The organism is Streptomyces sp. SAI-170, from assembly GCF_049739565.1.
Taxonomy (GTDB): Bacteria; Actinomycetota; Actinomycetes; order Streptomycetales; family Streptomycetaceae; genus Streptomyces.
The window spans coordinates 4,862,426-4,885,531 of sequence record NZ_JBMGQD010000001.1; the positions used below are offsets into that span (position 1 = coordinate 4,862,426).

At 71.9% G+C, this 23,106-nt stretch carries 19 protein-coding genes; 13 read left to right on the forward strand and 6 right to left on the reverse strand.

All coding sequences use genetic code 11. The features are described 5' to 3' along the window. Positions 1 to 29 precede the first annotated feature (29 nt). The gene (locus RKD23_RS21775) at positions 30 to 1,373 is read right to left on the reverse strand and encodes a helix-turn-helix domain-containing protein (RefSeq protein WP_424855174.1); all 1,344 of its coding nucleotides are present in this window, start codon (positions 1,371 to 1,373) and stop codon (positions 30 to 32) included. A gap of 538 nt (positions 1,374 to 1,911) precedes the next feature. Here RKD23_RS21775 and RKD23_RS21780 point away from each other — a divergent pair. The 3 genes from RKD23_RS21780 (at position 1,912) to RKD23_RS21790 (ending at position 4,938) form a co-directional block, all read left to right on the forward strand. Next, on the forward strand, positions 1,912 to 2,094 hold the full coding sequence (locus RKD23_RS21780) for a hypothetical protein (protein WP_424855175.1): 183 nt from the start codon (positions 1,912 to 1,914) through the stop codon (positions 2,092 to 2,094). A 28-nt stretch (positions 2,095 to 2,122) separates the two neighbouring features. Further along, positions 2,123 to 3,307: a glycogen synthase gene (gene glgA, locus RKD23_RS21785; protein ID WP_424855176.1), complete on the forward strand. Its 1,185-nt coding sequence runs from the start codon at positions 2,123 to 2,125 to the stop codon at positions 3,305 to 3,307. A gap of 218 nt (positions 3,308 to 3,525) precedes the next feature. Next, positions 3,526 to 4,938, forward strand: coding sequence for a cation:proton antiporter (locus RKD23_RS21790; RefSeq protein WP_424855177.1), 1,413 nt, complete (start codon positions 3,526 to 3,528; stop codon positions 4,936 to 4,938). On the opposite strand, the gene RKD23_RS21795 is transcribed toward RKD23_RS21790, so the two are convergent. Next, positions 4,850 to 6,139, reverse strand: coding sequence for a M6 family metalloprotease domain-containing protein (locus RKD23_RS21795; protein ID WP_424855178.1), 1,290 nt, complete (start codon positions 6,137 to 6,139; stop codon positions 4,850 to 4,852). The two genes, RKD23_RS21790 and RKD23_RS21795, sit on opposite strands and share 89 nt — an antisense overlap. 262 nt (positions 6,140 to 6,401) lie before the next feature. Here RKD23_RS21795 and RKD23_RS21800 point away from each other — a divergent pair, with 262 nt between their 5' ends. Further along, the gene (locus tag RKD23_RS21800; RefSeq protein ID WP_424855179.1) at positions 6,402 to 7,049 is read left to right on the forward strand and encodes a TetR/AcrR family transcriptional regulator; all 648 of its coding nucleotides are present in this window, start codon (positions 6,402 to 6,404) and stop codon (positions 7,047 to 7,049) included. Between the two features lie 119 nt (positions 7,050 to 7,168). Continuing rightward, entirely contained in the window at positions 7,169 to 8,707 is a 1,539-nt protein-coding gene (locus RKD23_RS21805) for an MFS transporter (RefSeq protein ID WP_424855180.1), read from the forward strand. A 111-nt stretch (positions 8,708 to 8,818) separates the two neighbouring features. On the opposite strand, the gene RKD23_RS21810 is transcribed toward RKD23_RS21805, so the two are convergent. Continuing rightward, positions 8,819 to 9,316, reverse strand: a complete 498-nt coding sequence (locus tag RKD23_RS21810; protein ID WP_424855181.1) for a MarR family winged helix-turn-helix transcriptional regulator — start codon at positions 9,314 to 9,316, stop codon at positions 8,819 to 8,821. A gap of 101 nt (positions 9,317 to 9,417) precedes the next feature. Between RKD23_RS21810 and RKD23_RS21815 the strand changes: the two genes are divergently transcribed. The 3 genes from RKD23_RS21815 (at position 9,418) to RKD23_RS21825 (ending at position 12,746) form a co-directional block, all read left to right on the forward strand. Then, complete coding sequence (locus RKD23_RS21815; protein ID WP_424855182.1) at positions 9,418 to 10,209, forward strand: dioxygenase; 792 nt, start codon at positions 9,418 to 9,420, stop codon at positions 10,207 to 10,209. A 368-nt stretch (positions 10,210 to 10,577) separates the two neighbouring features. Further along, complete coding sequence (locus RKD23_RS21820; RefSeq protein ID WP_424855183.1) at positions 10,578 to 11,576, forward strand: sigma-70 family RNA polymerase sigma factor; 999 nt, start codon at positions 10,578 to 10,580, stop codon at positions 11,574 to 11,576. 489 nt (positions 11,577 to 12,065) lie between these two features. Beyond that, a complete protein-coding gene (locus RKD23_RS21825) occupies positions 12,066 to 12,746 on the forward strand; it encodes a TetR/AcrR family transcriptional regulator (RefSeq protein WP_424855184.1) in 681 nt (226 codons plus the stop codon). A 304-nt stretch (positions 12,747 to 13,050) separates the two neighbouring features. On the opposite strand, the gene RKD23_RS21830 is transcribed toward RKD23_RS21825, so the two are convergent. Then, complete coding sequence (locus tag RKD23_RS21830) at positions 13,051 to 14,013, reverse strand: helix-turn-helix transcriptional regulator (RefSeq protein WP_424855185.1); 963 nt, start codon at positions 14,011 to 14,013, stop codon at positions 13,051 to 13,053. Positions 14,014 to 14,074: 61 nt separating this feature from the next. On the opposite strand from RKD23_RS21830, the gene RKD23_RS21835 reads away from it, so the two are divergent. From RKD23_RS21835 to RKD23_RS21855, 5 genes are all read left to right on the forward strand, one after another. Beyond that, on the forward strand, positions 14,075 to 15,613 hold the full coding sequence (locus RKD23_RS21835) for an MFS transporter (protein WP_424855186.1): 1,539 nt from the start codon (positions 14,075 to 14,077) through the stop codon (positions 15,611 to 15,613). Positions 15,614 to 15,864: 251 nt separating this feature from the next. After that, positions 15,865 to 16,626 carry a DeoR/GlpR family DNA-binding transcription regulator gene (locus RKD23_RS21840; RefSeq protein WP_424855187.1) on the forward strand — a complete coding sequence of 254 codons (762 nt, stop codon included), beginning with the start codon at positions 15,865 to 15,867 and terminating at the stop codon, positions 16,624 to 16,626. Further along, complete coding sequence (pfkB, locus tag RKD23_RS21845) at positions 16,623 to 17,570, forward strand: 1-phosphofructokinase (RefSeq protein ID WP_424855188.1); 948 nt, start codon at positions 16,623 to 16,625, stop codon at positions 17,568 to 17,570. The genes RKD23_RS21840 and pfkB overlap by 4 nt, the downstream gene beginning before the upstream one ends. 598 nt (positions 17,571 to 18,168) lie before the next feature. After that, a complete protein-coding gene (locus RKD23_RS21850) occupies positions 18,169 to 20,217 on the forward strand; it encodes a PTS fructose transporter subunit IIABC (RefSeq protein ID WP_424855189.1) in 2,049 nt (682 codons plus the stop codon). A 144-nt stretch (positions 20,218 to 20,361) separates the two neighbouring features. Continuing rightward, entirely contained in the window at positions 20,362 to 20,625 is a 264-nt protein-coding gene (locus RKD23_RS21855; RefSeq protein ID WP_424855190.1) for a hypothetical protein, read from the forward strand. Positions 20,626 to 20,695: 70 nt separating this feature from the next. Here RKD23_RS21855 and RKD23_RS21860 read toward each other — a convergent pair whose 3' ends face one another. After that, on the reverse strand, positions 20,696 to 21,439 hold the full coding sequence (locus tag RKD23_RS21860; RefSeq protein WP_424855191.1) for a DUF6227 family protein: 744 nt from the start codon (positions 21,437 to 21,439) through the stop codon (positions 20,696 to 20,698). 198 nt (positions 21,440 to 21,637) lie between these two features. Beyond that, positions 21,638 to 22,852 carry a L,D-transpeptidase gene (locus RKD23_RS21865; RefSeq protein WP_424855192.1) on the reverse strand — a complete coding sequence of 405 codons (1,215 nt, stop codon included), beginning with the start codon at positions 22,850 to 22,852 and terminating at the stop codon, positions 21,638 to 21,640. Positions 22,853 to 23,106: the final 254 nt, after the last annotated feature.

Consider the following 23,106-nt stretch of genomic DNA (forward strand, 5'->3'; position numbering starts at 1 on the left):
CCCGCCGCGCCGCGCGGGTGCGCGTGCCCTCAGGCGGGGTTGCCGCTCAGTACCCCGGTGGTGACGTGCCAGGGGCGCAGGCCCACCTCCGCCAGGGCCTGGCGGAAGGCGTTGGTGGCCTCGGTGTGGCTCTCGCACTGGGTCCACAGGTCGCCGATGTGGCTCCAGAACTTGGCCGTGGTCCGGCTGCTGGGCAGATGCCCCAGCTGCCGTTCCGCGGCCCGCAGCGCGGCCATGGCCTGGTCGCCGTCTCCCTTGAGCAGCATGCCCTCGGCGACGGCCAGCCGGGCGTGCACGGCCTCGGCCCTCGCCTCCGCCCCGATGAGCCCCAGGGCCCGCTTGGCGCGGGCGATGCCCGAGTCCAGCTCGCCCATGCGCATCTCGACGTAGGCGAGGTTGACCTCGCACTCCGCCTGCTCGCCGGCGCTGCCCACCTGCACCAGCGCTTCCTGAGCCTGAGTCAGCAGCTCCTTGGCACGCGGAAGATCGGGCGTCTCGGAGGCGAGCATCAGCCACCCGGCCGCGTGCCGGAGCATGGCGAGATGGCGAACGTTGTCATCCTCCGCCATCAGCACCAGGGCCCTTTCCACCAGGGCCAGAGCCTCGTCGGTCTGTCCGCGGGACTCGGCGACCAGACCGGCGTTCCAGTACACGGCGCCTCTGCCGCTGCGGGACTGCGCCTCCTCCGCGGTGCCGAGCAGCCGGTTGGCCAGCAGATGGGCGCGGGTGAGGTCCCCGCGGTCGCGGTAGCAGGCTATGAGCGTGGCCCCGAGCTGCACATGGTCGTCGGTGACGTCCAGCCCGAGGGTGCTCAGCCGGGACAGCGCCGCCTCGCCCAGCTCCACGGCGAGCGTGAGGTCGCCCACCGCCCGGTAGCAGCGGCACAGGGCCACCGCCAGCTGGGTCCACTCCTGAGAGCCCGGGACGGTCTCAGGGTCCTCGTACAGCTCGTGCAGCAGGGGGATGGACGCTTCCAGCTGCCCCAGCTTCTCCAGGGCGTGGGCCTGGCCGCGGCGGGCCCGGCGGATCGTGGTGGCGTCGAGCTGGTCGGCCTGGCCGAGTGCCTCGCTGTACGCCTGCAGCGCTTCGCCGTTGTCGCCGTTGCGCAGCGCCATGTCGCCGAAGGCGACCTTCAGTTGGAGCTCCTTCGCGCGTGACTCGTGCCGCCCGTCGCGCAGGTACTCCACGGTGCAGCCCAGCCGTTCGGCCAGGCTCGCGAAGACAGCGTCGGACGGGTAGCGCTTGCCGGACTCGATCAGAGAGATGTAGCTGCCCGATACGTCCTGTGATGCGAGGTCGCGCTGGTGCAGTCCCTTGCGCTTGCGTAGGTCGCGCAGCCGTTTGCCGACCGCGATGGGGTTGTTCTGGTCCATCTCACTCCTGCCTCAGGACCGGGTTGCGGCCTTGACGTCGACCGGTGCAGTCAATTTGTGACACTCGGCTTTTACCTTCATTGACTAAGTTTTACCCTGCCGGTGACTCTCACCAAGTATCCATGTCATCGACTTCCTGAGGTGTGGTCCATATGTGAAGGTTTGGGCCTCCTGCTCGCATGGCTGAATCACTTCCTCCGTTCTGTCATATGCACGGGGCTGCCTGCGTAGTCCACTCCCTCGGGTCGGATCGGGCGCGAATGTTTGTCTGGATTCAGACCGGTCGGATCGACGCCACTCTGGCTCAATGGTGCCTGTCAGTCTGAGACTCCTCTGCCTTCCGGCAGGTTGCCCTGTTTTTTCGTGCTCACGCCGGCGCCGCGGACGCGGGTCGGGTGCGGGTCGGGCGCGGGCGAGTGAGTTGACTGGCGTCTGACAGCTCATGACTATGTTTGACAAAGCTTGTGAAGTCTGTTTGACTCATGGTGTCAAGTCGATCGGGGGGGACCCGATCGCTCATCCGTTGGGGGAGACATCCATGAGCAAGCACCTGACAACCCTGCTGGCCGCCCTCGTCTGCGCCGCGACCCTCTCCGGCGTCGCCGGCCTCGCCTCTTCCTCGGCTCTCGCCGACAACACGGGCAGCACCACCGGCACCAGCAGCTCCGGCCTCTTCCCGGGCCCGAGCACCAGCCCGAGCTTCGACCCGGCCTGCTGCTGAGGCGGTGCCCCGGGGGGAGCCGTACAGCATGCGTGTCGATCTACTGACCCGGGAGTATCCGCCGGAGGTCTACGGAGGCGCCGGAGTGCACGCGGGGGAACTCACCCGCGCGCTGCGCCGCATCATCGACGTCCGGGTCCGCTCCTTCGGGACGCCGGTCAACGAGCCGGGGACACAGGGTTACGGCGTGCCCCAGCCCTTCCGCGGCAGCAACCCCGCCATCCAGTCCCTCGGCACCGACCTGCTCGTCGCGCAGGACTGCCGGGGCGCGGATGTCGTGCACAGCCACACCTGGTACGCCAACGCCGCCGGGCACATCGCCGGACTGCTGCACCAGGTGCCGCACATCATGACCATGCACAGCCTGGAACCGCTCAGGCCGTGGAAGGCCGAGCAGCTCGGCGGCGGGTTCGCCGTGTCCAGCTGGCTGGAGGGCTCCAGCATCGTCAGGGCCGACGCGGTCATCGCCGTCTCCCGAGCGATGCGGGACGACATCCTGCGGGTCTATCCCGAGGTGGCGCCGGACAGGATCCACGTCATCCACAACGGCATAGACCCGCAGCGGTACCAGGCGGACCACCGGACCGCGGCACTGGAGCGGTTCGGTATCGACCCCGGCCGGCCCATCGTGCTCTTCGTCGGCCGGGTCACCCGTCAGAAGGGCCTGCAACACCTGTTGCGGGCAGGGTTCCTGCTCCACCCCGAAGCCCAGCTGGTCCTCGCCTGCGGACAACCGGACACCCCGGAGATCGCCGCCGAGGTCGACCATCTGGTGGAGGCACTGCGCCGGGCACGTCCCGGAGTGGTGCGGATCGACGAGATGCTCGACGGCACCTCGCTGCGCCAGCTCCTCACGCACGCCTCCGTCTTCGTCTGCCCCTCGCTCTACGAACCCATGGGCATCGTCAATCTCGAAGCGATGGCCTGCGGAACGGCCGTGGTGGCCACCGCCACCGGAGGCATCCCTGAAGTGGTCCAGCACCGCCGCACCGGCCTGCTGGTGCCGCTGGACCACTCCCGCACGGGCGAACCCGTCGCCCTCGACATGTTCGCCAAGGAACTCGCCGAGGCCGTCAACGAGCTGCTCGACGACGCGCGGCTCAGAGAACGACTCGGCAAGGCCGGACGCGCACGCGTGGAGACCGCGTTCTCCTGGGACCGGGCCGCCGCCCGGACCACCGAGGTCTACCGGTCCGTCCTGAACGGCCGCTGAGCACCGGGCAGCCCCGGGCACGAGGCAGGACCCCCGCGTCCCGCCGAGCCGCCCCGGGCTGCCCCGGCGCCGTTCACCGCACGGCACCAGACCGCACCGCACCGCACCGTACGGCCGGACTGTCCCTGCCCGGGACCTTCCCGGTCTCCTTCGCCGTCCCCGACCCATGGAGAGACGACCATGCATCGGCGACCTCACGACCGGCCGGGGCGGGCGGCATGACGCCGCTCGCCGTCGGGGCGGGCCCCGTGCTGGGCGCCGCGCCCGTCGCACCGCTGCCCGGGGCCGCCCTGCTGGTGCTGCTCGCGCAGTGCGCCGCGCTGCTGGCGACGGCCACCGTGCTGGGCAGGCTCGCCGCACGGTGCAGGCTGCCTGCGGTGACGGGGGAGTTGTGCGCCGGGATCGTCCTCGGTCCGACGGTGCTGCCGCATGTGGCCCCGGGCGTGGCGCACTGGCTGTTCCCGCACGACCCCGCGCCGGTGCATCTGCTGGACGCGGTGACGCAGCTCGGTGTGCTGCTGTTCGTCGGTCTGACCGGCATCCACTGCGACCTGGGCCTGATCCGCCGCAGCAAGCGGGAGATCGCCGCGGTCGGACTCGGCGGGCTGACGCTTCCGCTGCTCGCCGGACTGGGAGTCGGCCTGCTGCTGCCCGCCTCGATGTTCGGCCCCACGGCCGAGCCCGCCGTCCGCGCCGGGTTCCTCGGCGTGGCGCTGTGCGTCAGCGCCATCCCGGTCATCGCCAAGATCCTCGCGGACCTGAAGCTGCTGCACCGGGACGTGGCCCAACTGTCTTTGGGCGCCGCGCTCCTCGACGACATCGCCGGCTGGCTGCTGCTGTCCGTGGTCTCCATGATGGCCACGACCGGGGTGCGCGCCGGAGACCTCGCCGTGGCCCTCACCGTCGTCGTCGCCTTCCTCCTCGCGTCCGCGACCGTGGCTCCCATAGCGCTCGGGGCGATCCTGCGGGCCGTCGGCCGTACCGGGGACCAGGGCGCCACGACCGCAGCGGTCGTCACCATGATCCTTTCCGCCTCGGCCGCCGCCGTGGCCCTCGGTCTCGAGGCCGTCTTCGGGGCATTCCTGTGCGGGCTCGCCATCAGCGCCTCCGGCATGCCGGTCGCCGAGTCCCTGCGCGGGCTGCGCACCGTCGTGTCGACCGTCCTCGCGCCGCTGTTCTTCGCCACCGCCGGACTGCGCATGGACCTGGGCGCGCTGGCCCGCCCGGCCGTCCTGGGCACCGCGCTGCTGGTGCTCGCGGTCGCGGTCGGCGGCAAGTTCCTCGGCGTCTTCGTCGGCGCCTTCGCCACCGGCCTCGACCGCTGGCAGGCCCTCGCCCTGGCGGGCAGCCTCAACGCCCGCGGCGTCATCCAGGTGATCATCGCGCTGACCGGGCTGCGCCTGGGAGTGCTCAGCCCCGCCATGTACACCGTGATCGTGCTGGTCGCCATCGCGACCTCGGCCATGGCCGCGCCCTGTCTGCGCTACGCGGCCGCCCATCTGCCCACCACCGCCAGGGAGCGTGCCCGTGCGGAAGACGTGCCTACTGCTTCCGGGTCACCCGCACCCGGTACACCCCGTCCAGATCCGCCCCCGCCACCGCGATCGTCACCCCGTGCCGGGGGTCCTTGAAGGTCTCGCCGGGGGTGAAGGGGGCGTCGGACAGCTCGGCGTGGACATTGGGGCTGCGGGTGCAGCCGCCGCTGTCCCGGCGGGAGTCGTGGACACGGACCGGGCCCTGGCCGGTGTCCACGTCGGCGTCGACCTTGTAGACGAGGACGCCGGGACGGCACACGCTCTCGTCGTTGCCGCCGCGGGTGCGCAGCTCGACGGCGTAGCCGGTGCGCCGGTCGAGCGGGACGAAGAGCAGCTTCGGACCGCCGGCCCGCGCGAGCGGGGTCAGCTCGTACTCGCTGACGCCGGGCGCCGCCGCGCAGGAGACCTGCGACGGGTCCAGCCAGCCCAGCTTCCACTTGTGCCAGCCGAGGAAGTCGTTGTTGGCCCCCCAGTCCTCGCTCATGATGTCCCAGTGGCCGACCGCGCCCCCGCCCTCCTGGGTGTAGAGGTCGGGCAGCCCGAAGACATGGCCGTTCTCGTGCGGCAGGACGCGGTAGCCGGTGCGGTCGTAGGAGCCGGAGCCGTCGTCCTGGCGGGAGTAGACGAAGGACGCGTTGGCGACGGGCACCCCGTCGGCGACCGGGGCGTCGGGGTTGCCGGCGAACGTCACCGACAGGACGGTGTCCAGGGCGGAGGGCCCCGCGTTGGGGGTGACCAGGACGTTCAGGAGGTCGTACGCGCGAAAGTCGACCCTCGTGTCGGCCGCCGCCACGATGTCCTGGACGAGGCGGCGGTAGCCGGGCTCGAAGGGCGCGCCGCGCTCTATGCCGTACTCGCGAAACGGCCGCGGCATGCGCAGCCAGCCGGTGATCGGCGCCTCGGGGCGGTAGTCCAGGCGGCCGTAGCTGGCGGTGCGGAACCACTCCTGGGTCTGCGGGAAGAACTCCCGGAAGCGGGCGAGGGCCCGGCCTTCGCCGGGTGCGTCGGAGAAGTCGACCATCACGGTCAGCGCGCGGACGGTGCCGGTGGAGGGCGCGTACCCGGTGGTCGTGGGCACGCCCTCGGACATCTGCACCTCCGCCCCGCCGCTGATCATGCAGGGGCCCAGCGCGGAGGAGCGGGCCAGTGCCGCGGGGCCGGGGCCGGACGCCGTGCCGCTGTGCGTCAGCCGGGCGGTGCCGGCCGAGGTGCTGACCGCGAGGGTCAGTGCCGTCACGGACGCGAGGGCGGCTGCCCGGCGGGGGCGTATGCGGCGACTGGTCGGCTGCGGCTGCATGCAGGGGCCCTTCGCTCCGGGCAGCCCCGGTCACCGGCTGCACCCTTGCGATCACCCTCGGTCGGAGGCCGTGGCGGCGCGCGCTGGACAGGACCGATCGTGCGATTCCCGGCCGACCTGGCGTGATTCAGGTCACAGGAATTCTTCCGGAGGTCGGGAAATAACCGGGGAGCCCTTCCCCGTTTAATCGTGCGTACGGCGAAACGGGGAGCCTTTCCCCGGATCGCCGCTCAGAATCACCACTCATCCGAAGGAGTACGCCGTGCAGACGACCGCCACCCGCGTGCCGCGTCCGGCGACCCGGCTGCGTGCCGACGCCCTGCGCAACCGGGAGCGGATCGTCACCGCCGCCCGCGAGATGTTCACCGAGCTCGGTCCCGACGTACCGCTCGACGAGATCGCCCGCCGGGCCGGCGTCGGCAACGCCACGGTGTACCGCCACTTCCCGGACCGCGACGCGCTGGTGCGCGAGGTGGTCTGCTCCGTCATGGACCGTACGGTCGCGGCGGCCGAGAAGGCGCTCACCGAGACCGGGGACGCCTTCGAGGCGCTGGAGCACTTCGCGCACGCCTCCGTCGACGAGCGGATCAGCGCGCTGTGCCCGATGGTCGAGAGCACGTTCGATAAAAACCACCCCGACCTGGAGGAAACGCGCGTACGGTGTGAGGGGCTGGTCGTGGCGATCATGGACCGCGCCAAGGCGGCCGGCCAGCTCCGACCCGACGTCGGCTTCGGTGACCTCATGGTCGCGGTCGCCCAGCTCAGCCGGCCCCCGGCCGGCACCGTCTGCCTCGACGTCGACCGGTTCGCCCACCGCCATCTGCAGCTGTTCCTGGACGGACTGCGGGCCCCGGCCCGCTCCGTCCTGCCGGGGACGGCCCTGACCATGGAGGACCTGCGCCAGGCCTGACCGATCAGTTCAGCGCTCCACGGCAGTCCACACTCCTGCCGACGTCCTCCTAGACCTTCTTACGCAGTTTCTTACTCAGTCCCGTTTTTCCGTCACGTAGTACCGAAGTGGGTACCTCCATGCCTGAAACAGCCTCCAAGGCCTCCTCCCCGGCCTCCCTCGCCCCCGATCCGGGACGCTGGAAGGCCCTCGTCTTCATCGCGCTGGCGCAGCTGATGGTCGTCCTCGACGCCACCATCGTGAACATCGCGCTGCCCTCCGCCCAGCAGGACCTCGGCATCACCGACGGCAACCGACAGTGGGTCGTCACCGCCTACGCCCTCGCCTTCGGCGGTCTGCTGCTCTTCGGCGGCCGTATCGCCGACCTGTGGGGCCGTAAGCGCGCCTTCGTCATAGGTCTCGGCGGGTTCGCCGCGGCCTCCGCGCTCGGCGGTGCCGCCACCTCCGGCGCCATGATGTTCGGCGCCCGTGCGCTGCAGGGCGCGTTCGGCGCGCTGCTCGCGCCCGCCGCGCTGTCGCTGCTCGCGGTGATGTTCACCGACGCCAAGGAGCGCGCCAAGGCGTTCGGCATCTACGGTGCGATCGCCGGTGGCGGTGGCGCCGTCGGCCTGATCCTCGGCGGCTTCCTCACCGAGTACCTGGACTGGCGCTGGACGTTCTTCGTCAACATCCCGTTCGCCGTGGTCGCGGCCGCGGGCGCCTATCTGGTCATCCGTGAGCCCGAGGGCGGCCGCAACCGCAACCCGCTCGACATCCCCGGCGTGCTGCTGTCCACCCTGGGCCTGGTCGCGCTGGTCTACGGCTTCACCCGCGCCGAGTCCGACGGCTGGGGCGACTCGGTGACGGTCGGCATGTTCGTCGCCGCCGCCGTCCTGCTGGTGTCGTTCGTCGTCGTCGAGGCCAAGGTCAAGGCCCCGCTGCTGCCGCTGCGCGTGGTCACCGACCGCAACCGCGGCGGTATCTACCTCTCCCTGGGCCTCGCGATCATCGCGATGTTCGGCCTGTTCCTCTTCCTGACGTACTACCTGCAGATCGTGAAGGGCTACTCGCCGGTCAAGACCGGCTTCGCCTTCCTGCCGATGATCGCGGGCATGATCACGGGCTCCACCCAGATCGGCACCCGTCTGATGACGCGGGTCGCGCCCCGGCTGCTGATGGGCCCCGGCTTCCTGGTCGCCGCCCTCGGCATGCTGCTGCTGACCCAGCTGGAGATCGACTCCTCCTACGCCGCTCTGCTGCTGCCCGCGATGCTGCTGCTCGGCCTCGGCATGGGTACGGCGTTCATGCCGGCCATGTCCATGGCCACGCAGGGCGTCCGGCCGCAGGACGCCGGTGTCGCCTCCGCGATGGTCAACACCTCGCAGCAGGTCGGCGGCGCCATCGGCACCGCGCTGCTGAACACGATCGCCGCGTCCGCGACCACCTCGTACATCGCGGACCACATCGGCTCGGCCACCAGCCGCTCGCAGCAGCAGCTCGTCGCGCTGCAGGCCCAGGTGCACGGCTACACCAGCGCCATCTGGTTCGCCGTCGGCATCCTGGCCGTCTCGGCGGTCATCGCCCTGACCCTCATCAACGCCGGCAAGCCGGGCAGCACCCCGGTCGCCTCCGGCGAGGGCGTCGAGGACGAGGTGCCGGTGCCGGTGGTCGCCCACTGAGGCGACTTCTGAGGGAGGTACCCCCGCAGCTCCCTGTGCGTACGGCCGAGGAAGGGGACGCCTCGGCCGTACGACACCCCGGACCTGCCCCGGCTCACCGGTGAAAGAGCTTCACCGCAGCCAGGGCAGGTCCGCTCCCGCGTCCGCGGGCTGAAGTCCCTCGGCGACGATCTCCATGATCTCGCCGAGGGACTTCTGCTGTTCCGGGTTCAGCCGGTCGAACAGCGCCTGCCGTACGGCGGTGACATGGCCCGGCGCGGTGCGGCGCAGCACCTCGAAGCCGGCGTCGGTGAGCACGGCGAACTGGCCGCGCTTGTCCGAGGGGCAGTCCTCGCGGCGCACCCAGCCGTTCTTCTCCAGGCGCGCGATCGCATGGCTGAGCCGGGACCGGGTGATCTTGGCGTCCCTGGCCAGCTCGGTCATCCGCAGCCGTCTGCGCGGAGCCTCGGCCAGTTTCACCAGCAGGCCGTAGTAGATGTGCGGCATCCCCGCGTCGCGCTGCAACTGGCGGTCGAGGTGGTCCTCGAGCAGGGTGGTGGCATGCAGGTAGGAGCGCCAGACGCGCTGTTCCTCGGCGGTGAGCCAGTGTGGCTCGGCTCCACTGTTCATGGTTTCCACTGTAAGCACGCACTCCTTGAAAGTTAAACGAACCGCGCCTATGGTGGGTGAAGCTTTAAATTTCAAGCGTTCTGTGTGAGGGAGCCGCCACCATGTCCGCCACCGCCCAGGAGCGCATGCCCGCCCTGTACCTCTCCCACGGCGCCCCGCCGCTCGCGGACGACCCCGTCTGGCCCGGCCAGCTCGCCGCCTGGTCCGCCGATCTGCCCCGCCCGAAGGCGATCCTCATCGTCTCCGCCCACTGGGAGGAGGCCCCGCTCGCCCTCGGCGCGATCGAGACCGTCCCTCTTGTCTACGACTTCTGGGGCTTCCCCGAGCACTACTACCGCGTCCGCTACGACGCCCCCGGCGCGCCCGATCTCGCCGCGTCCGTACGCAAGCTGCTCCGCGCCCCCGGCATGCCCGTCCAGGACATCCCCGACCGCGGCCTCGACCACGGCGCCTACGTCCCGCTCGTGGAGATGTTCCCGGCCGCCGACATCCCTGTCCTGCAGATCTCCATGCCCACCCTCGACCCGGTGCGCCTGCTGGAGATCGGCCGCCGGCTCGCCCCGCTGCGCGACGAGGGTGTGCTGATCGTCGGCTCCGGCTTCTTCACCCACAACCTCGCCGCCCTGCGGCACACCGGCGCAGGGGTGCCCGGCTGGTCGGCCGAGTTCGACGACTGGGGCAGGCGCGCGCTGGAGACGGGTGACGTGGACGCGCTGCTCGACTTCACCGTCAAGTCCCCGGCCGGCCGTCTCGCGCACCCGCGCACCGAGCACTTCGCGCCGCTGTTCGTGACCATGGGCGCCGCCGACGCGGCGGGCGAGCTCGGGGAACAGAAATCGGTGATCGACGGGTTCTGGATGGGGCTCGCCAAGCGGTCCGTGCAGTTCGGCTGACGACCGCAAGCCGGTTCGGGCGAGCCCTCCGGCAACTTTTGGCGAAGGCTGTTCGTCTTCAGGGTGGGAGAGCGGTCGAGGGGGCCCGCTGCCGGAGTGACGGGCGTCTCGCACGCGCGGTGGCCGAGGGCCGGTGAAGCGGTCGGGAAGCCCGTCGATTTCCTGTCTGACCTGGGGCTCCGCCGGTGCCGTCGACGCCGCCGGCCGGGGTGTGGCCCGACAGGGTACTGCAAGATCGGAAAAATTGAGGGACCGGCTGGGAATTCTGTCCTGATTCCAGTCGTTGTTTCCATCGGATGCAGGGCACCCGAGCAGAGTGACCGGGCGTCCAGGACCACCCGCTGACCCACCATCGCAAGGGAGCACGCATGGCAACCCGTGCCGTCGCCCGTCGTAAGTCCGCCACCGGCGAGACCACCGGCGCGGCAAGCAGTGTTCGCGCCCATGGCGGCGAGATCGCCGACCGCGACCTGGTCGGCATGTATCTCGACGAAATAGCGCGCACACCGCTGCTCGACGCCGCCAAGGAGGTCGAGCTCTCCCAGGCGATCGAGGCCGGCGTGTTCGCGCAGCAGGTCCTCGACGGGTTCGAGGACTCCAAGGCCGAGGCCACCCGCGAGGAGCTGGAAGCGCTCGTCGCCGAGGGTGAGCACGCCAAGGACGTCTTCATCCGCTCCAACCTCCGCCTGGTCGTCGCCGTCGCCCGGCGCTACCCGCGCAGCGGTCTGCCCCTGCTCGACCTGATCCAGGAGGGCAACGCCGGCCTGGTGCGCGCGGTGGAGAAGTTCGACTACCGCAAGGGCTTCAAGTTCTCCACGTACGCCACGTGGTGGATCCGCCAGGCCATCACCCGCTCCATAGCCGACCAGTCCCGCACCATCCGCCTGCCCGTCCACCTGGTGGAGGAGCTCGGCCGGATCCGCCGCGTGCAGCGCGAGTTCAACCGCGACCAGGGCCGTGAGCCGGAGCCCGCGGAGATCGCCGCCGAGCTCGGCACCAGCCCGGAGCGCGTCGTCGACGTCCTGGACTGGGCCCGCGACCCGGTCTCGCTGAACATGTCCGTGGACGACGAGGGCGAGACCCAGTTCGGCGACCTCCTGGAGGACACCTCCGCCGTGTCGCCGGAGCAGTCGGTGCTGACCCTGCTGCGCAGCGAGGAACTGGACGACCTGATCGGCCGTCTCGACCAGCGCACGGCCTCCATCATCAAGATGCGCTACGGCATCGAGGACGGCCGCGAGCGCACGCTGACCGAGGTCGGCAAGGAGCACGGCCTGACCCGCGAGCGCATCCGGCAGATCGAGAAGCACGCGCTGCTGGAGCTGAAGAAGCTGGCCCGCCAGACCGGCTTCGACGCGGCGGCCTGATCCGTACGCCGGCGTCCCCCGCCGGACGGATGCCGGACCGATGGCGTCGCCCCTCGTGGCGGCGCACACCGGCCCCCGTGTCCGCGCCCGCGCAGGGGCGTACGCCGGGTGGCGAAAGGCCGCGCAAACATGGCCGTGTTCCATCGCTTCAATCGGCCGGGCGGCGGGAACAACCCTTCAGGGCGCGCGAGTTCGAGGCAGAGGCGCCCTGCGGGGGCCGCTTTTGCAGGACCGTTCCTTCGCGGGTCTCGCCGGCGGCACCCGACCCCAGACCACAGAGCCAAGTCCCGACGCACACTCCCCCCGGTGCCGGGACTTCCCGAGCCGGGCTTCGGCGCCTCTCCCCCCTGAGCGCCGGGGCCCGGCTCTTTTCCGTCCGGTACGGCGGGCCGGAGTGCGGGAACGGCTGAAGGGCGGGGCACCCCGAACCTGAACCCCGGGGTGGCCCGCCGGATGGCAGATTGTGCCACACCGGCATAGCCTGCCGACGTGAGCAGCACCACCCCCGCACAGAACCGGCCGGAATCGTCCATGTCGCTGACCGAACGGCGCAAGGCCGAGACCCGTATGGACATCGCCCGCGCGGCCGCCGGACTCTTCGTCCGACGCGGTCTGAAGGCGACCCGCGCCGAGGACATCGCCCAGGCCGCCGGGATCGCCCCGCGCACCTTCTACCGCTACTTCGCCTCCAAGGAGGAGGCCATCGCCCCGCTCTACACCGCGGGCGCCGAGCGCTGGGAGGCGGCCGTCCGCGCGGCTCCCGCCGAACTGGACGCACCCGCGGCCCTGGAGCACGCCGTACGGCACACCCTGGTGCCCGGCCGCGGCGTCTCGGCCGCGTCCTGGGAGTGGGTGCGCACCCTGATCCGGCTGGCCGATTCCAGCCCCGCCCTGCGCAGGGTGTGGGCGGAGGTGTGCCGGGGCGCGGAGGATGCCTTGGGGGAGGTGCTTGGCGAGAGGGCCCGGGCTGTCGAGGCGCCTGAGGGGCACGACAACGTTGCCGAGGACGCTGCCCGCCGGCGCTTCGTCGCCGCCGTGGCCGGCGCCGCCGTACGGACCGCCGTGGAGACGTGGGCCGCCGGCGACGCGCCCGCCGGCGGCCCCCAGGGCCCGGCCGCGCTGGCCCTGCGGAACCTGGAGACGCTGCGGGGCTTCGGGTGGGGGAGCTGAGGCCTGCCGTTCGGATCTGTCCGACGTCGCGAAAGGCCCGGGCTGCGGGCTCACCCTGCGGGCGGGGCCAGGTGCCGGGGGGCCTGCCCGGCAGGCCGCCTTGCGGTGCGGGTCAGGGGTGCTGGGTCTGGCGGGTCGTTCTGCGGTGCGGGTCAGGGGCGCAGGGCCCCGCCAGGCTCCCCCGGCTGCGCGGGTCAGAGGTGACCAGCCCGGCCGTGGCTCACCCCGCCGCGCGGGTCAGGGGCGCCAGCCCGGCCGTGGCTCGCCCCGCTGCGCGAGTCAGGGGCGCCAGCCCGGCCGTGGCTCACCCCGCCGCGCGGGTCAGGCGTGCGCCCAGGTGGCGTACGCAGTCCACCAGTTCGGCGGGTTGCTCGACCGTGAAGTCGAAGCCCGACATGGCGAGGCGTACCGCCAGCCACTCGACGGGGTCGCCGGTCGTGGCGCGCAGGCGGCAGTGGGCGGGGTCGACGGGCTCGGGCGGGCCCAGCCAGGCGGGGAGCCGGGCGGCGACGTCCTCGGCGGACGCGGCGAAGGTGACCGTGAAGTCGTAGGTCTCCTGGCGGCCGTGGATGGACTGGCGCAGATACTCGGCGGCGCTGCCGGTCGGCAGCTCGCGCGGGGTGAAGCGCGCGCCGGTCGCGAAGGGCTCGCTGACCCGGTCGACCCGGAAGGTGCGCCAGTCGGCGCGGTCGAGGTCGTAGGCGACGAGGTACCAGCGGCGGCCCGTCGAGACGAGCCGGTAGGGCTCGGTCAGCCGGCGGGACTCGGTGCCGTCCTTGGCGCGGTAGGAGAAGCGCAGGCGTTCCTGGCCGGCCACCGTCGAGGCCATCACGGTGAGCGTCTCGGGCGCGATGCTCGGGCCGTCACCGCTGGTCAGCGCGGTCGTCGCGGCCTGGAGGGTGGTCACGCGGTGCCGCAGCCGGGCGGGCAGCACCTGTTCCAGCTTGGCCAGCGCCCGCACCGAGGCCTCGTCGACGCCCTCGACCGCGTGCCCGGCGCCCGCGCGCAGGCCGACCGCGATCGCCACCGCCTCCTCGTCGTCCAGCACGAGCGGCGGCATCGCCTTGCCCGCGACGAGCCGGTAACCGCCGTCCGCGCCCATGGTCGCCTGGACGGGATAGCCCAGCTCACGCAGCCGGTCGACGTCCCGGCGCACGGTGCGCCGGGAGACCCCGAGCCGGTCGGCGAGCTCCCCGCCGGGCCACTCGCGGGGTGTCTGGAGGAGGGACAGCAACTGGAGGAGTCGTGCCGGGGTGTCCGTCGTCATGTCAGAAGGATGTCGCACATCTAGGACACGATCTGACCTACTGGGCCTCTAGCTTGAGTGCATGACCTCCACCGATCAGCTCTCAGGGACGCAGGCGCCGGCCGACCGGCGTCGCTGGTTCGCCCTCGCCATCGTCATGACGGCGGCCTTCATGGACCTCGTCGACGTCACGATCGTCAACATCGCCATCCCGTCCATACAGAAGGACACCGGCGCGACCTTCAGCCACATCCAGTGGATCACCGCCGGATACGCCCTGGCTTTCGCCGCCGGGCTGATCACCGGTGGGCGGCTCGGTGACATCCATGGCCGCAAGCGGCTGTTCCTGATCGGCATCGGCGGCTTCACTCTCGCCTCGGCGCTGTGCGGGTTCGCGGCGAACCCGGACATGCTGGTCGCGGCGCGCATTCTCCAGGGCGCGATGGCCGCGCTGATGGTGCCTCAGGTGCTGTCGATCGTGCACGCGACCTTCCCGGCGCACGAACGCGGCAAGGTCTTCGGTCTGTTCGGCGCGATCGTGGGCATGGGCGCGGTGCTCGGCCCGCTGCTGGGCGCGCTGCTGACGGAGTGGAACCTGTTCGGCCTCGAATGGCGGCCCATCTTCCTCATCAACCTGCCCGTCGGCATCGTCGGCCTGATCCTCGGCCGCCGCTTCATCACCGAGTCGCGCGCTCCGAAGGCACTGAAGCTGGACCTGCCCGGCGTGGGCCTGGTGACGCTCGGTCTGCTCATGCTGCTCTACCCGCTCACCCGCGGCCGTGAGCTGGGCTGGCCGCTGTGGGGGTACGCCTCGATGGCCGGGTCGCTCGTCGTCCTCGCCGTGCTGGTGGCGTACGAGCGGCGCAAGACCGCGCGGGACGGCTCCCCGCTGATCGAGCTGTCGCTGTTCCGCGTGAAGAGCTTCGCCGCGGGCATCGCCGTGCAGGTCGTCTTCGGGGTCGGGCTCGGCATCTTCTTCCTGGTGTGGACGCTGTATCTGCAGATCGGCCTGGGCTGGGGCCTGTTGAAGGCCGGTCTGACCGGGGTGCCGTTCTCCATCGCCGTGTCGGCGGCGGCCGGGATGTCCGTGCAGAAGCTCGTGCCGCGGTTCGGACGCAAGGTGCTCCAGGCGGGCGCGCTGGTGATGGCCACCGGGGTGCTGCTGTACCTGTGGGAGTCCGAGCGCTACGGCCAGGGCATCGCCCCCTGGCAGATGGCGCTGCCGCTGATCGTCATGGGCGCCGGCATGGGCCTGATCTTCGCCCCGCTCACCGACGCGATCCTGTCCGAGGTGCCGCGCGAGCACGCCGGTTCGGCGTCCGGCCTCATCAACACCGTGCAGCAGATGGGGAACGCCCTGGGGCTGGGGCTGGTGTCCGTCGTCTTCTTCGGGGTCATCGACGACGGACTCGCCCCCGCCGAGACGGGGCCGGCCTTCGTGGACGCCTTCCAGTACGCGCTGGGCTGGGTCGCCGGGGTGATGGGCGTGATCTTCCTGCTGATGTTCGCGCTGCCGCGACGGTCGGCGGAGGCGGGGCCCGAGGGTCCCGAGGGCGTGGACGCCGCCGGCCACGAGGTCGCCGGGGAGCCGGAGGAAGTGCTGACCGGCGCCAAGGGCTGAACCGTCGGCCCCCGGACCGTTCCACGTACGGGCATCCGCCCCGTTTCCGCAGACGATGCGGGGAGGGGCGGATGCCCGTTTGTGCATGGGCGGCATCGAGGTGGGCCGTTTGTGCGGGGCGGGGCGGGCATCGAGGTGGGCGGATGCCCGTTTGTGTTGAGGTGGCGCCCGAAGCTGTTTACTTCTCGGAAATCCGGGCGTACTCTCACGGCTAAACCACAAGTTCGGGCACACGTCGGAGGCGAACGGACATGTACGCACCGGAGCGGCAGCAGGAGATCCTCCGCCTCGCCCGCGAGGGCGGCCGCGTGGACGTGCTGTCGCTCGCCGAGGAGTTCCAGGTGACGGCGGAGACGATCCGCCGCGACCTGAAGGCCCTCGACCGCGCCGGTCTGGTCCGCCGGGTGCACGGCGGCGCCATACCCGTCGGCCGCCTCGACTTCGAGCCGGACCTCACCGAGCGCGAGGGCACCGCCGCCGACGAGAAGGACCGCATCGCGAAGGCCGCCGTCGCGGAGCTGCCCCTGGAGGGCACCCTCGTCCTCGACGCCGGTACGACGGTCGCCCGGCTGGCCGCCGCCATCCCGCTGGAGGCCTCCCTCACCGTCGTCACGCACAGCCTGCCCATCGCCGCCCGCCTCGCCGACCACCCCGGCATCCAGCTCCACCTGGTCGGGGGGCGCGTACGGCACCGCACCCGCGCCGCCGTCGACGCCTGGGCGCTGCGGGCGTACGGCGAGATCCGCGCGGACGTGCTGTTCGTCGCCGCCAACGGCTACTCCGCCGAGCACGGTCTGACCACCCCCGACCTCGCCGAGGCCGCGGTCAAGCGGGCCGCGGTCGCCGCCGCCCGCCGGGTGGTGCTGCTGGCCGACTCCTCCAAGCACGGCCAGGAGCACTTCGCCCGCTTCGGCGACCTGAGCGATGTGGACCTGCTGATCACCGACAGCGGGCTGAGCCCCGAAGACGCGGCCGCCATCGAACGCGGCGGCACGGAAGTAGTACGCGCATGATCCTCACCGTCACCCCCAACCCGTCCCTGGACCGCACCTACGAGGTCCCGGCCCTGGAGCGCGGCGAGGTCATCCGCGCCACCGGTGAGCGCATGGACCCGGGCGGCAAGGGCGTGAACGTCTCGCGGGCCGTCGCGGCCGCCGGGCGGCGCACGGTCGCGGTGCTGCCCCTGGGCGGTGCGCCCGGAGCGCTCGTGGCCGATCTGCTGCACGCACAGGGCATCGAGGTCGCGCCGGTACCGGTCGCCGGAGCCACCCGCTCGAACATCGCGCTCGCCGAGTCCGACGGCGTCCTGACGAAGATCAACGCACCCGGCCCCGAGCTGACGGCCGCCGAGCAGGAACTGCTCCTGGCGACGGTGCGCGACCGTTCGGCGGGCGCCGACTGGATCGCCTGCTGCGGAAGCCTGCCGCGAGGCCTGGCGCCCTCCTGGTACGCCGACGTGGTCACGCGGGCGCACGCCGGGGGCGCGCGGATCGCCCTGGACACCTCGGGGCGCGCGCTGCTGGAAGCGCTGCGCGCGCGGCCCGACGTCGTGAAGCCGAACGCCGAGGAACTCGCGCAGGCCGTCGGGCGCCCTCTGGCGACGGTGGGCGACGCGCTGAAGGCGGCCGAGGAACTGCGCGAGCGGGGCGCGGGCGCCGTCCTCGCGAGCCTGGGCGCCGACGGACAACTCCTGGTGGACAGCGCGGGCACCTGGTTCGGCAGCGCGCGCGTCACCGCCGTACGCTCCAACGTCGGCGCCGGCGACTCCTCCCTCGCCGGCTTCCTCATCGCCGGCGGCAGCGGCCCGGAGGCCCTCGCCTCCGCCGTCGCCCACGGCGCGGCCGCCGTCCGACTCCCCGGCAGCGTCATGCCGACCCCGTCCGACCTCGACCCGTCCGCGGTGACGGTCACCACGGACGTCCCCATGGACCGCGAGCTGACGGAGCCGGTGTCATGAACCTCCTGCTCGTAGCGCGCGCTCCGCACGACCCGGCCTCCGGCCGGAGGCGGAGTCACCCCTGCTCCGTTCACCTCGTCCTCTCCGTCCCCGGACGGAGGCAGGTGCACTCCGGCTCCGGACCGGGGCAGGGAGACCTCCGCCCCGGAGGGAGGCAGGCGCACTCCGGCTCCGGACCGGGGCAGGGACACCCCCGGCCCGGACGGACGCCGGTGCACTTCGTCCCCGGACCGTGGCAGGGACACCCCCGGCCCGGACGGACGCGGGGGCATCTCAGCCCCGTACAGAGGTGGGAACACCCCGATCCCATCTCCGTCGGGCTCCCCACCCCCGCACGGAGGCGGGGCCACCCCAGCCCCCTCTCCAGCACCCTCCCCACCCCCGCACGGAGGCGGGGCCACCCCAGCCCCCTCTCCAGCACCCTCCCCACCCCCGCACGGAGGCCCCGTCCCCCCGGTGCCGGCTCCGTCCCCCTGAGGAGGCCCGGTCTCCCCGGCCGTACGGGTCTCGGCCTCTCCGCCCCCCACAGCACCCCCGTCCCCACCCCCACCCCCGCCCTCCCCACTCCCCGGGCGATACGCGTGCGAAGGAGCCCGCGATGAGCGAGATGATCACCGCGGACCTGGTCGATCTCGACCTGTCCGCCGACACCAAGGAAGCGGCGGCGCGGGCCCTCGCCGAGCGCATGGTGGCCCTGGGTCGGGTCACCGATCTGGAGGGCTTCCTCGCCGATGTGGCCGCCCGTGAGGCGCAGATGCCGACCGGCCTGGACGGCGGCATCGGCATCCCGCACTGCCGCAGCGCGCATGTCACCGAGCCGACGCTCGCCTTCGGGCGCAGCGCGGCCGGGATCGACTTCGGCGCGGCGGACGGCCCGGCCGACCTGATCTTCCTGATCGCCGCGCCCGCCGGAGCCGACGACGCCCACCTGACCATCCTGTCCTCGCTGGCCCGGCAGCTGATGAACGCCGAGTTCACCGACGCCCTGCGCGCGGCGGGCAACCCGGCGGCCGCGGCCGCGCTCATCCGCGGCGACGAGCCCCCTGCGGCCGCCGCCCCCGAGAACTCCGTGGCGGCGCCGGTGGCGGCCTCCGCCGACGCCGCCACGGACACCAGCCCCGACGACGCCGAGCCCCGGCCCTTCCGGGTCGTCGCCGTCACCTCCTGCCCGACAGGCATCGCCCACACCTACATGGCGGCCGAGTCCCTGGAGAACGCCGGCCGCGAGGCGGGCATCGAACTCGTCGTCGAGACGCAGGGCTCGGCCGGCTTCACCCGGCTCGACCCGGCCGCCATCGCCGCCGCGGACGGCGTGATCTTCGCCCACGACGTGCCCGTACGCGACAAGGACCGCTTCGCCGGCAAGCCCACCGTCGACGTCGGCGTGAAGGCGGGCATCAACCGCCCCGCCGAGCTGATCGCCGAGGTGCGTGACAAGGCCGCGCGCGGAGAGGTGAGCGCGGGGGCGCCCGCCACGGCGAGTACGCCGGTCGAGCGCTCCGGCGCCTCCGGCGAGGGCTACGGCACCAAGCTGCGCAAGTGGCTGATGTCCGGCGTCAGCTACATGGTCCCGTTCGTCGCCGCGGGCGGTCTGCTCATCGCCCTGGGCTTCGCGATCGGCGGCTACCAGATCAACGAAGCCCCCTCCGTCATGGACCACTTCGTGTGGAGCCAGGCCGACAGCTGGGGCGCGCTGTCCTTCCAGATCGGCGCCGTCGCCTTCGGCTTCCTCGTCCCGGTCCTCGCCGGTTACATCGCCTACGGCATGGCCGACCGGCCCGGTATCGTCCCCGGCTTCGTCGGCGGCGCGATCTCGCTCACCATCAACGCCGGCTTCCTCGGCGGTCTGGCCTCCGGTCTCATCGCCGGTGCGGTGGTGCTCGCCATCCAGAGGGTGCGCATCCCGGCGGCCCTGCGCGGCATCATGCCGGTGGTGGTGATCCCGCTGATCTCCTCGGCGGTCGTCGGCTTCCTGATGTTCGTCGTCATCGGCAAGCCCATCGCCTCCGCCCAGAAGGCGATGACCGACTGGCTGAACGGCCTCACCGGCACCAACGCCCTCCTGCTCGGCGCCCTCCTCGGCCTGATGATGTGCTTCGACCTCGGCGGACCCGTCAACAAGGTCGCCTACACCTTCGCCACCGCCGGCATCGCGGTCGCCGACCCCAGTGACTCCGCGATGAAGATCATGGCCGCGGTGATGGCGGCCGGCATGGTCCCGCCGCTGGCCATGGCCCTCGCTACGACGGTCCGCGGCAAGCTGTTCACCCGCACCGAGCGCGAGAACGGCAAGGCCGCCTGGGTGCTGGGCGCCTCCTTCATCTCCGAGGGCGCGATCCCGTTCGCGGCGGCCGACCCGCTCCGGGTCATCCCGGCCTCCATGGCGGGCGGCGCGGTCACCGGTGCCCTGTCGATGGCCTTCGACGCCACCCTGCGCGCCCCGCACGGCGGCATCTTCGTCGTCCCCCTGATCGGCAACCCCTTCCTCTACCTCGTCGCCGTCGCCGCGGGCGTCGCGGTCACGACGGCCCTGGTCGTCGTACTGAAGAGCATGCGCAAGCAGGCCCCCGGCGCCACCGCGCCCGAGTCGGCCGGCGGCCCGGCGGAGGCGAAGTCCCCGCGGAACGAGCAGGCCGTGGCGGCCTGAGAGCGCCACTTGTCCCTTTAGGGAGCTGTGAGTTGTTCACGGCACCCTGAGCGGAACCAGGCCGGAACAAGGTCAACTGCACCACCTGCGAGATACGTCACGGTCCGGGGCGAAAGTCCCGGACCGTGGTGTCTACTGGGCTCCATGCCTGAGCACGTCTCGATCCTCCAGTGGGCGGGCGTGGCCGTCCTCGCCCTGGCGGCCGTCGCCTGGGTGACCGGCCTGTCCCGCATGCTGCGCCGCGGCGGCATCGAGGCCCCCGCGGCGGGCCCGCGCCCGGGCCCCACCGCCCTGCCCGCCCTCCCGCGCCAGCGGCAGGCGGGCCCCGACCGGGAGTCGGTCGAACTGACCCCGGCCGAGAAGGACGCCTTCGCCGGACTGGTACGGCAGCTCGCCGAGGGCCGCTGAGCCAGGCGCCGGGTGCTGAGCGAGGCTCCGGCCCTGAGCAAGGGGCGCCGGGCGCCCGCTGTCAGGAGACCTAGGAGACCTGCGCCGCCCGCCGCTCCATCGCCTCGCGGGCCGCGTCCTCGCTCGCGTACACCTCGCACATGTGCCGCCCGTCGGGCGTGGCCGTGTGCTCGACCTCCCACAGGGACAGCTCCCTGCCGTCGCGCAGCAGGAACGCGTGCTCGTAGAGCGAGAAGCCCAGCCCGATCCGGCCCGCACGGCAGGGGCGTCCGAAGGCCTGCGTGATCTGGTGCGCGAACGCCGACGCCAGCAGCGCCGCGATCTCCGCCCCCGGCCGGTCCGGGTTCTCCGCCCGACGCAGCAGCCGACGCGCGTGGTCCGCCGAGTCGTCGGGCACGTACGCGTGCCGAGGGCCCGGCAGGGAGGGCAGCGGCGAGAGGACCGGCAGCTCGAAGTCCGGTGTCTCCGGCGGCAGCGGGAGGCGGCTGGTGGCCGTGCGCAGCTCCTCCTCGTCGGAGTACACCTCGTGGTGCGCGCTGTCCGAGGCGGTGTCGTGCACGAGCTCCCACAGGGTCAGCGCCGAGCCGTCGGCCAGCAGCCAGGTGTGCCGGTACGTCTCCCGGTGCCGGCCCGCGCTGTGGTGCGCGGAGTGCAGCGAACTGTCGTGCGCCAGCGCGGTGTCGAGCCGCCGTAACACGTCGTCGGGCAGCTCGAAGGAGTTCAGTGCGCGGCCGAGCAGTCGCGCGAGATGCTCTTCCGGAGACTCCGGCGACTCGTGTGGTTCGTACGCTGCGGTCTCGTACGGAACGCTCAAGGTTTCTCCCGGCGTTGCTGCATGTCACCTTGTGGGTGCATACCGTAGCCCCTCGGTCGGACATCATGTCCGGGAACCGAGAAAACGTCCGCGGGGAAAACGGCCGGGCCGCCGGAGAAGTTCCCGCGCGGCCCGACGTCCCCTCAAAATCCGCTGGTGGGCGCCTCTTTGGGCGTCTCTTCGGGTATCGCCGGCCGGTCAGACCGCGCTGCCCGCGACCCAGTCGCTCCAGGCCATGTTCCAGCCGTTGAGCCCGTTGTCCGGCGCCACCGTCTTGTCGTGGGAGTTCTTCACGATCACCACGTCCCCGACGAGGGAGTTGTCGAAGAACCACTTGCCCGTCGTGTCGCCCTGCGCCCCCTGCACATCCTGGAGCCCCACGCAGCCGTGGCTCGTGCCCTCGCGGCCGAACGGCGGGTTGCCCTGGTTGTACCAGTAGTTGCCGTGCACGAAGGTCCCGGACTGCGTCAGCTGCATCGCGTGCGGCACGTCCGGGATGTCGTACTGCCCTGCGAAGCCGACGGTCGAGCCGTCCATCCGCATCTGCTCCCACTTGCCGGAGATCACCATCTGCCCGTTGTACGTGGTGTTCTCCGGGCTGCCCGCCGAGATCGGGACCGTCTTGATCGTGCTGCCGTCCCGTACGACCGTCATCGTCTGCGTGGCCGCGTCGACCGTGGACACCTGCGAACGGCCGACCGTGAAGGTGACGGTCTTCTTCTGCACACCGAAGGCGCCGTTCGCGCCCTCCACGCCGTCCAGGTCGATCTTCATCGTGACCTTGGAGCCGGCCTTCCAGTACTCCTGCGGCCGGAAGTCGAGCCGCTGGGCGCCGAACCAGTGCCCGACCACCTTCTGCCCGCTGTCCGACGTCACCGTGATGTGCGACTGCACGGCCTTCTTGTCGCTGATCTCCTTGTCGAAGGTGAAGGACACCGGCATCCCGACGCCGACCGTCTGACCCCCGTCCGGCACATACGTCCCGATGAAGCTGTTCGCCTCCGACACGGTCGTGAACCGCGAGTCCGCCGCGATCGTCCGGCCCTTGCCGTCCTTCGCGGTCGCCGAGATCCGGTACGCCGTCCCGCGCTCCAGCTGCTCCTTCGGCTTCCAGCTCGTGCCGTCCGACGACAGCGCCCCCGGCACGGCCTCGCCCGACTCTGTCTCCGTCATCTTCACGCCGGTCAGCCTGCCGTCGGTGACCTTCACCCCGGTCGTGTTGATCGACGCCGTCGTGGAGCCGTCCTTTGCCGAGATGACGATCCGCGGCGCCGACTTCTTGGCGTCGCCGTCACCGTTCCCGCCGTTGTCGGCGCTGGCGCTGCCGCCGCACGCGGTCAGGGTGAGGGCGCCGACCATCAGGGCGGCACAGGCCACCACCTTGCGCCGCGAGGCTATGTCCGGCGTTGTCACGGGCTGCTCCCAGTTCGTGTGATGTGCGTGGTCCGCTGCAGTGCGTGGGAAAAGAGGCGGACAGCCGCGAATGGGTTCCCATGCCGTCGCTTGTGGCGCCATCAGTGACAGAACCGGGACAATTGCCTGCCCAGGGGCGGTGGTTGGGGGCGGTGGACAGGGGGAGGCGGTGCAGGGGAGGGGGCGAGCGGGCGGGGGCGTGAGGGCGGGGCGTGAGGGCAGTGGCGTGAGGGCAGGGGTGGCGGGCGCCCCGA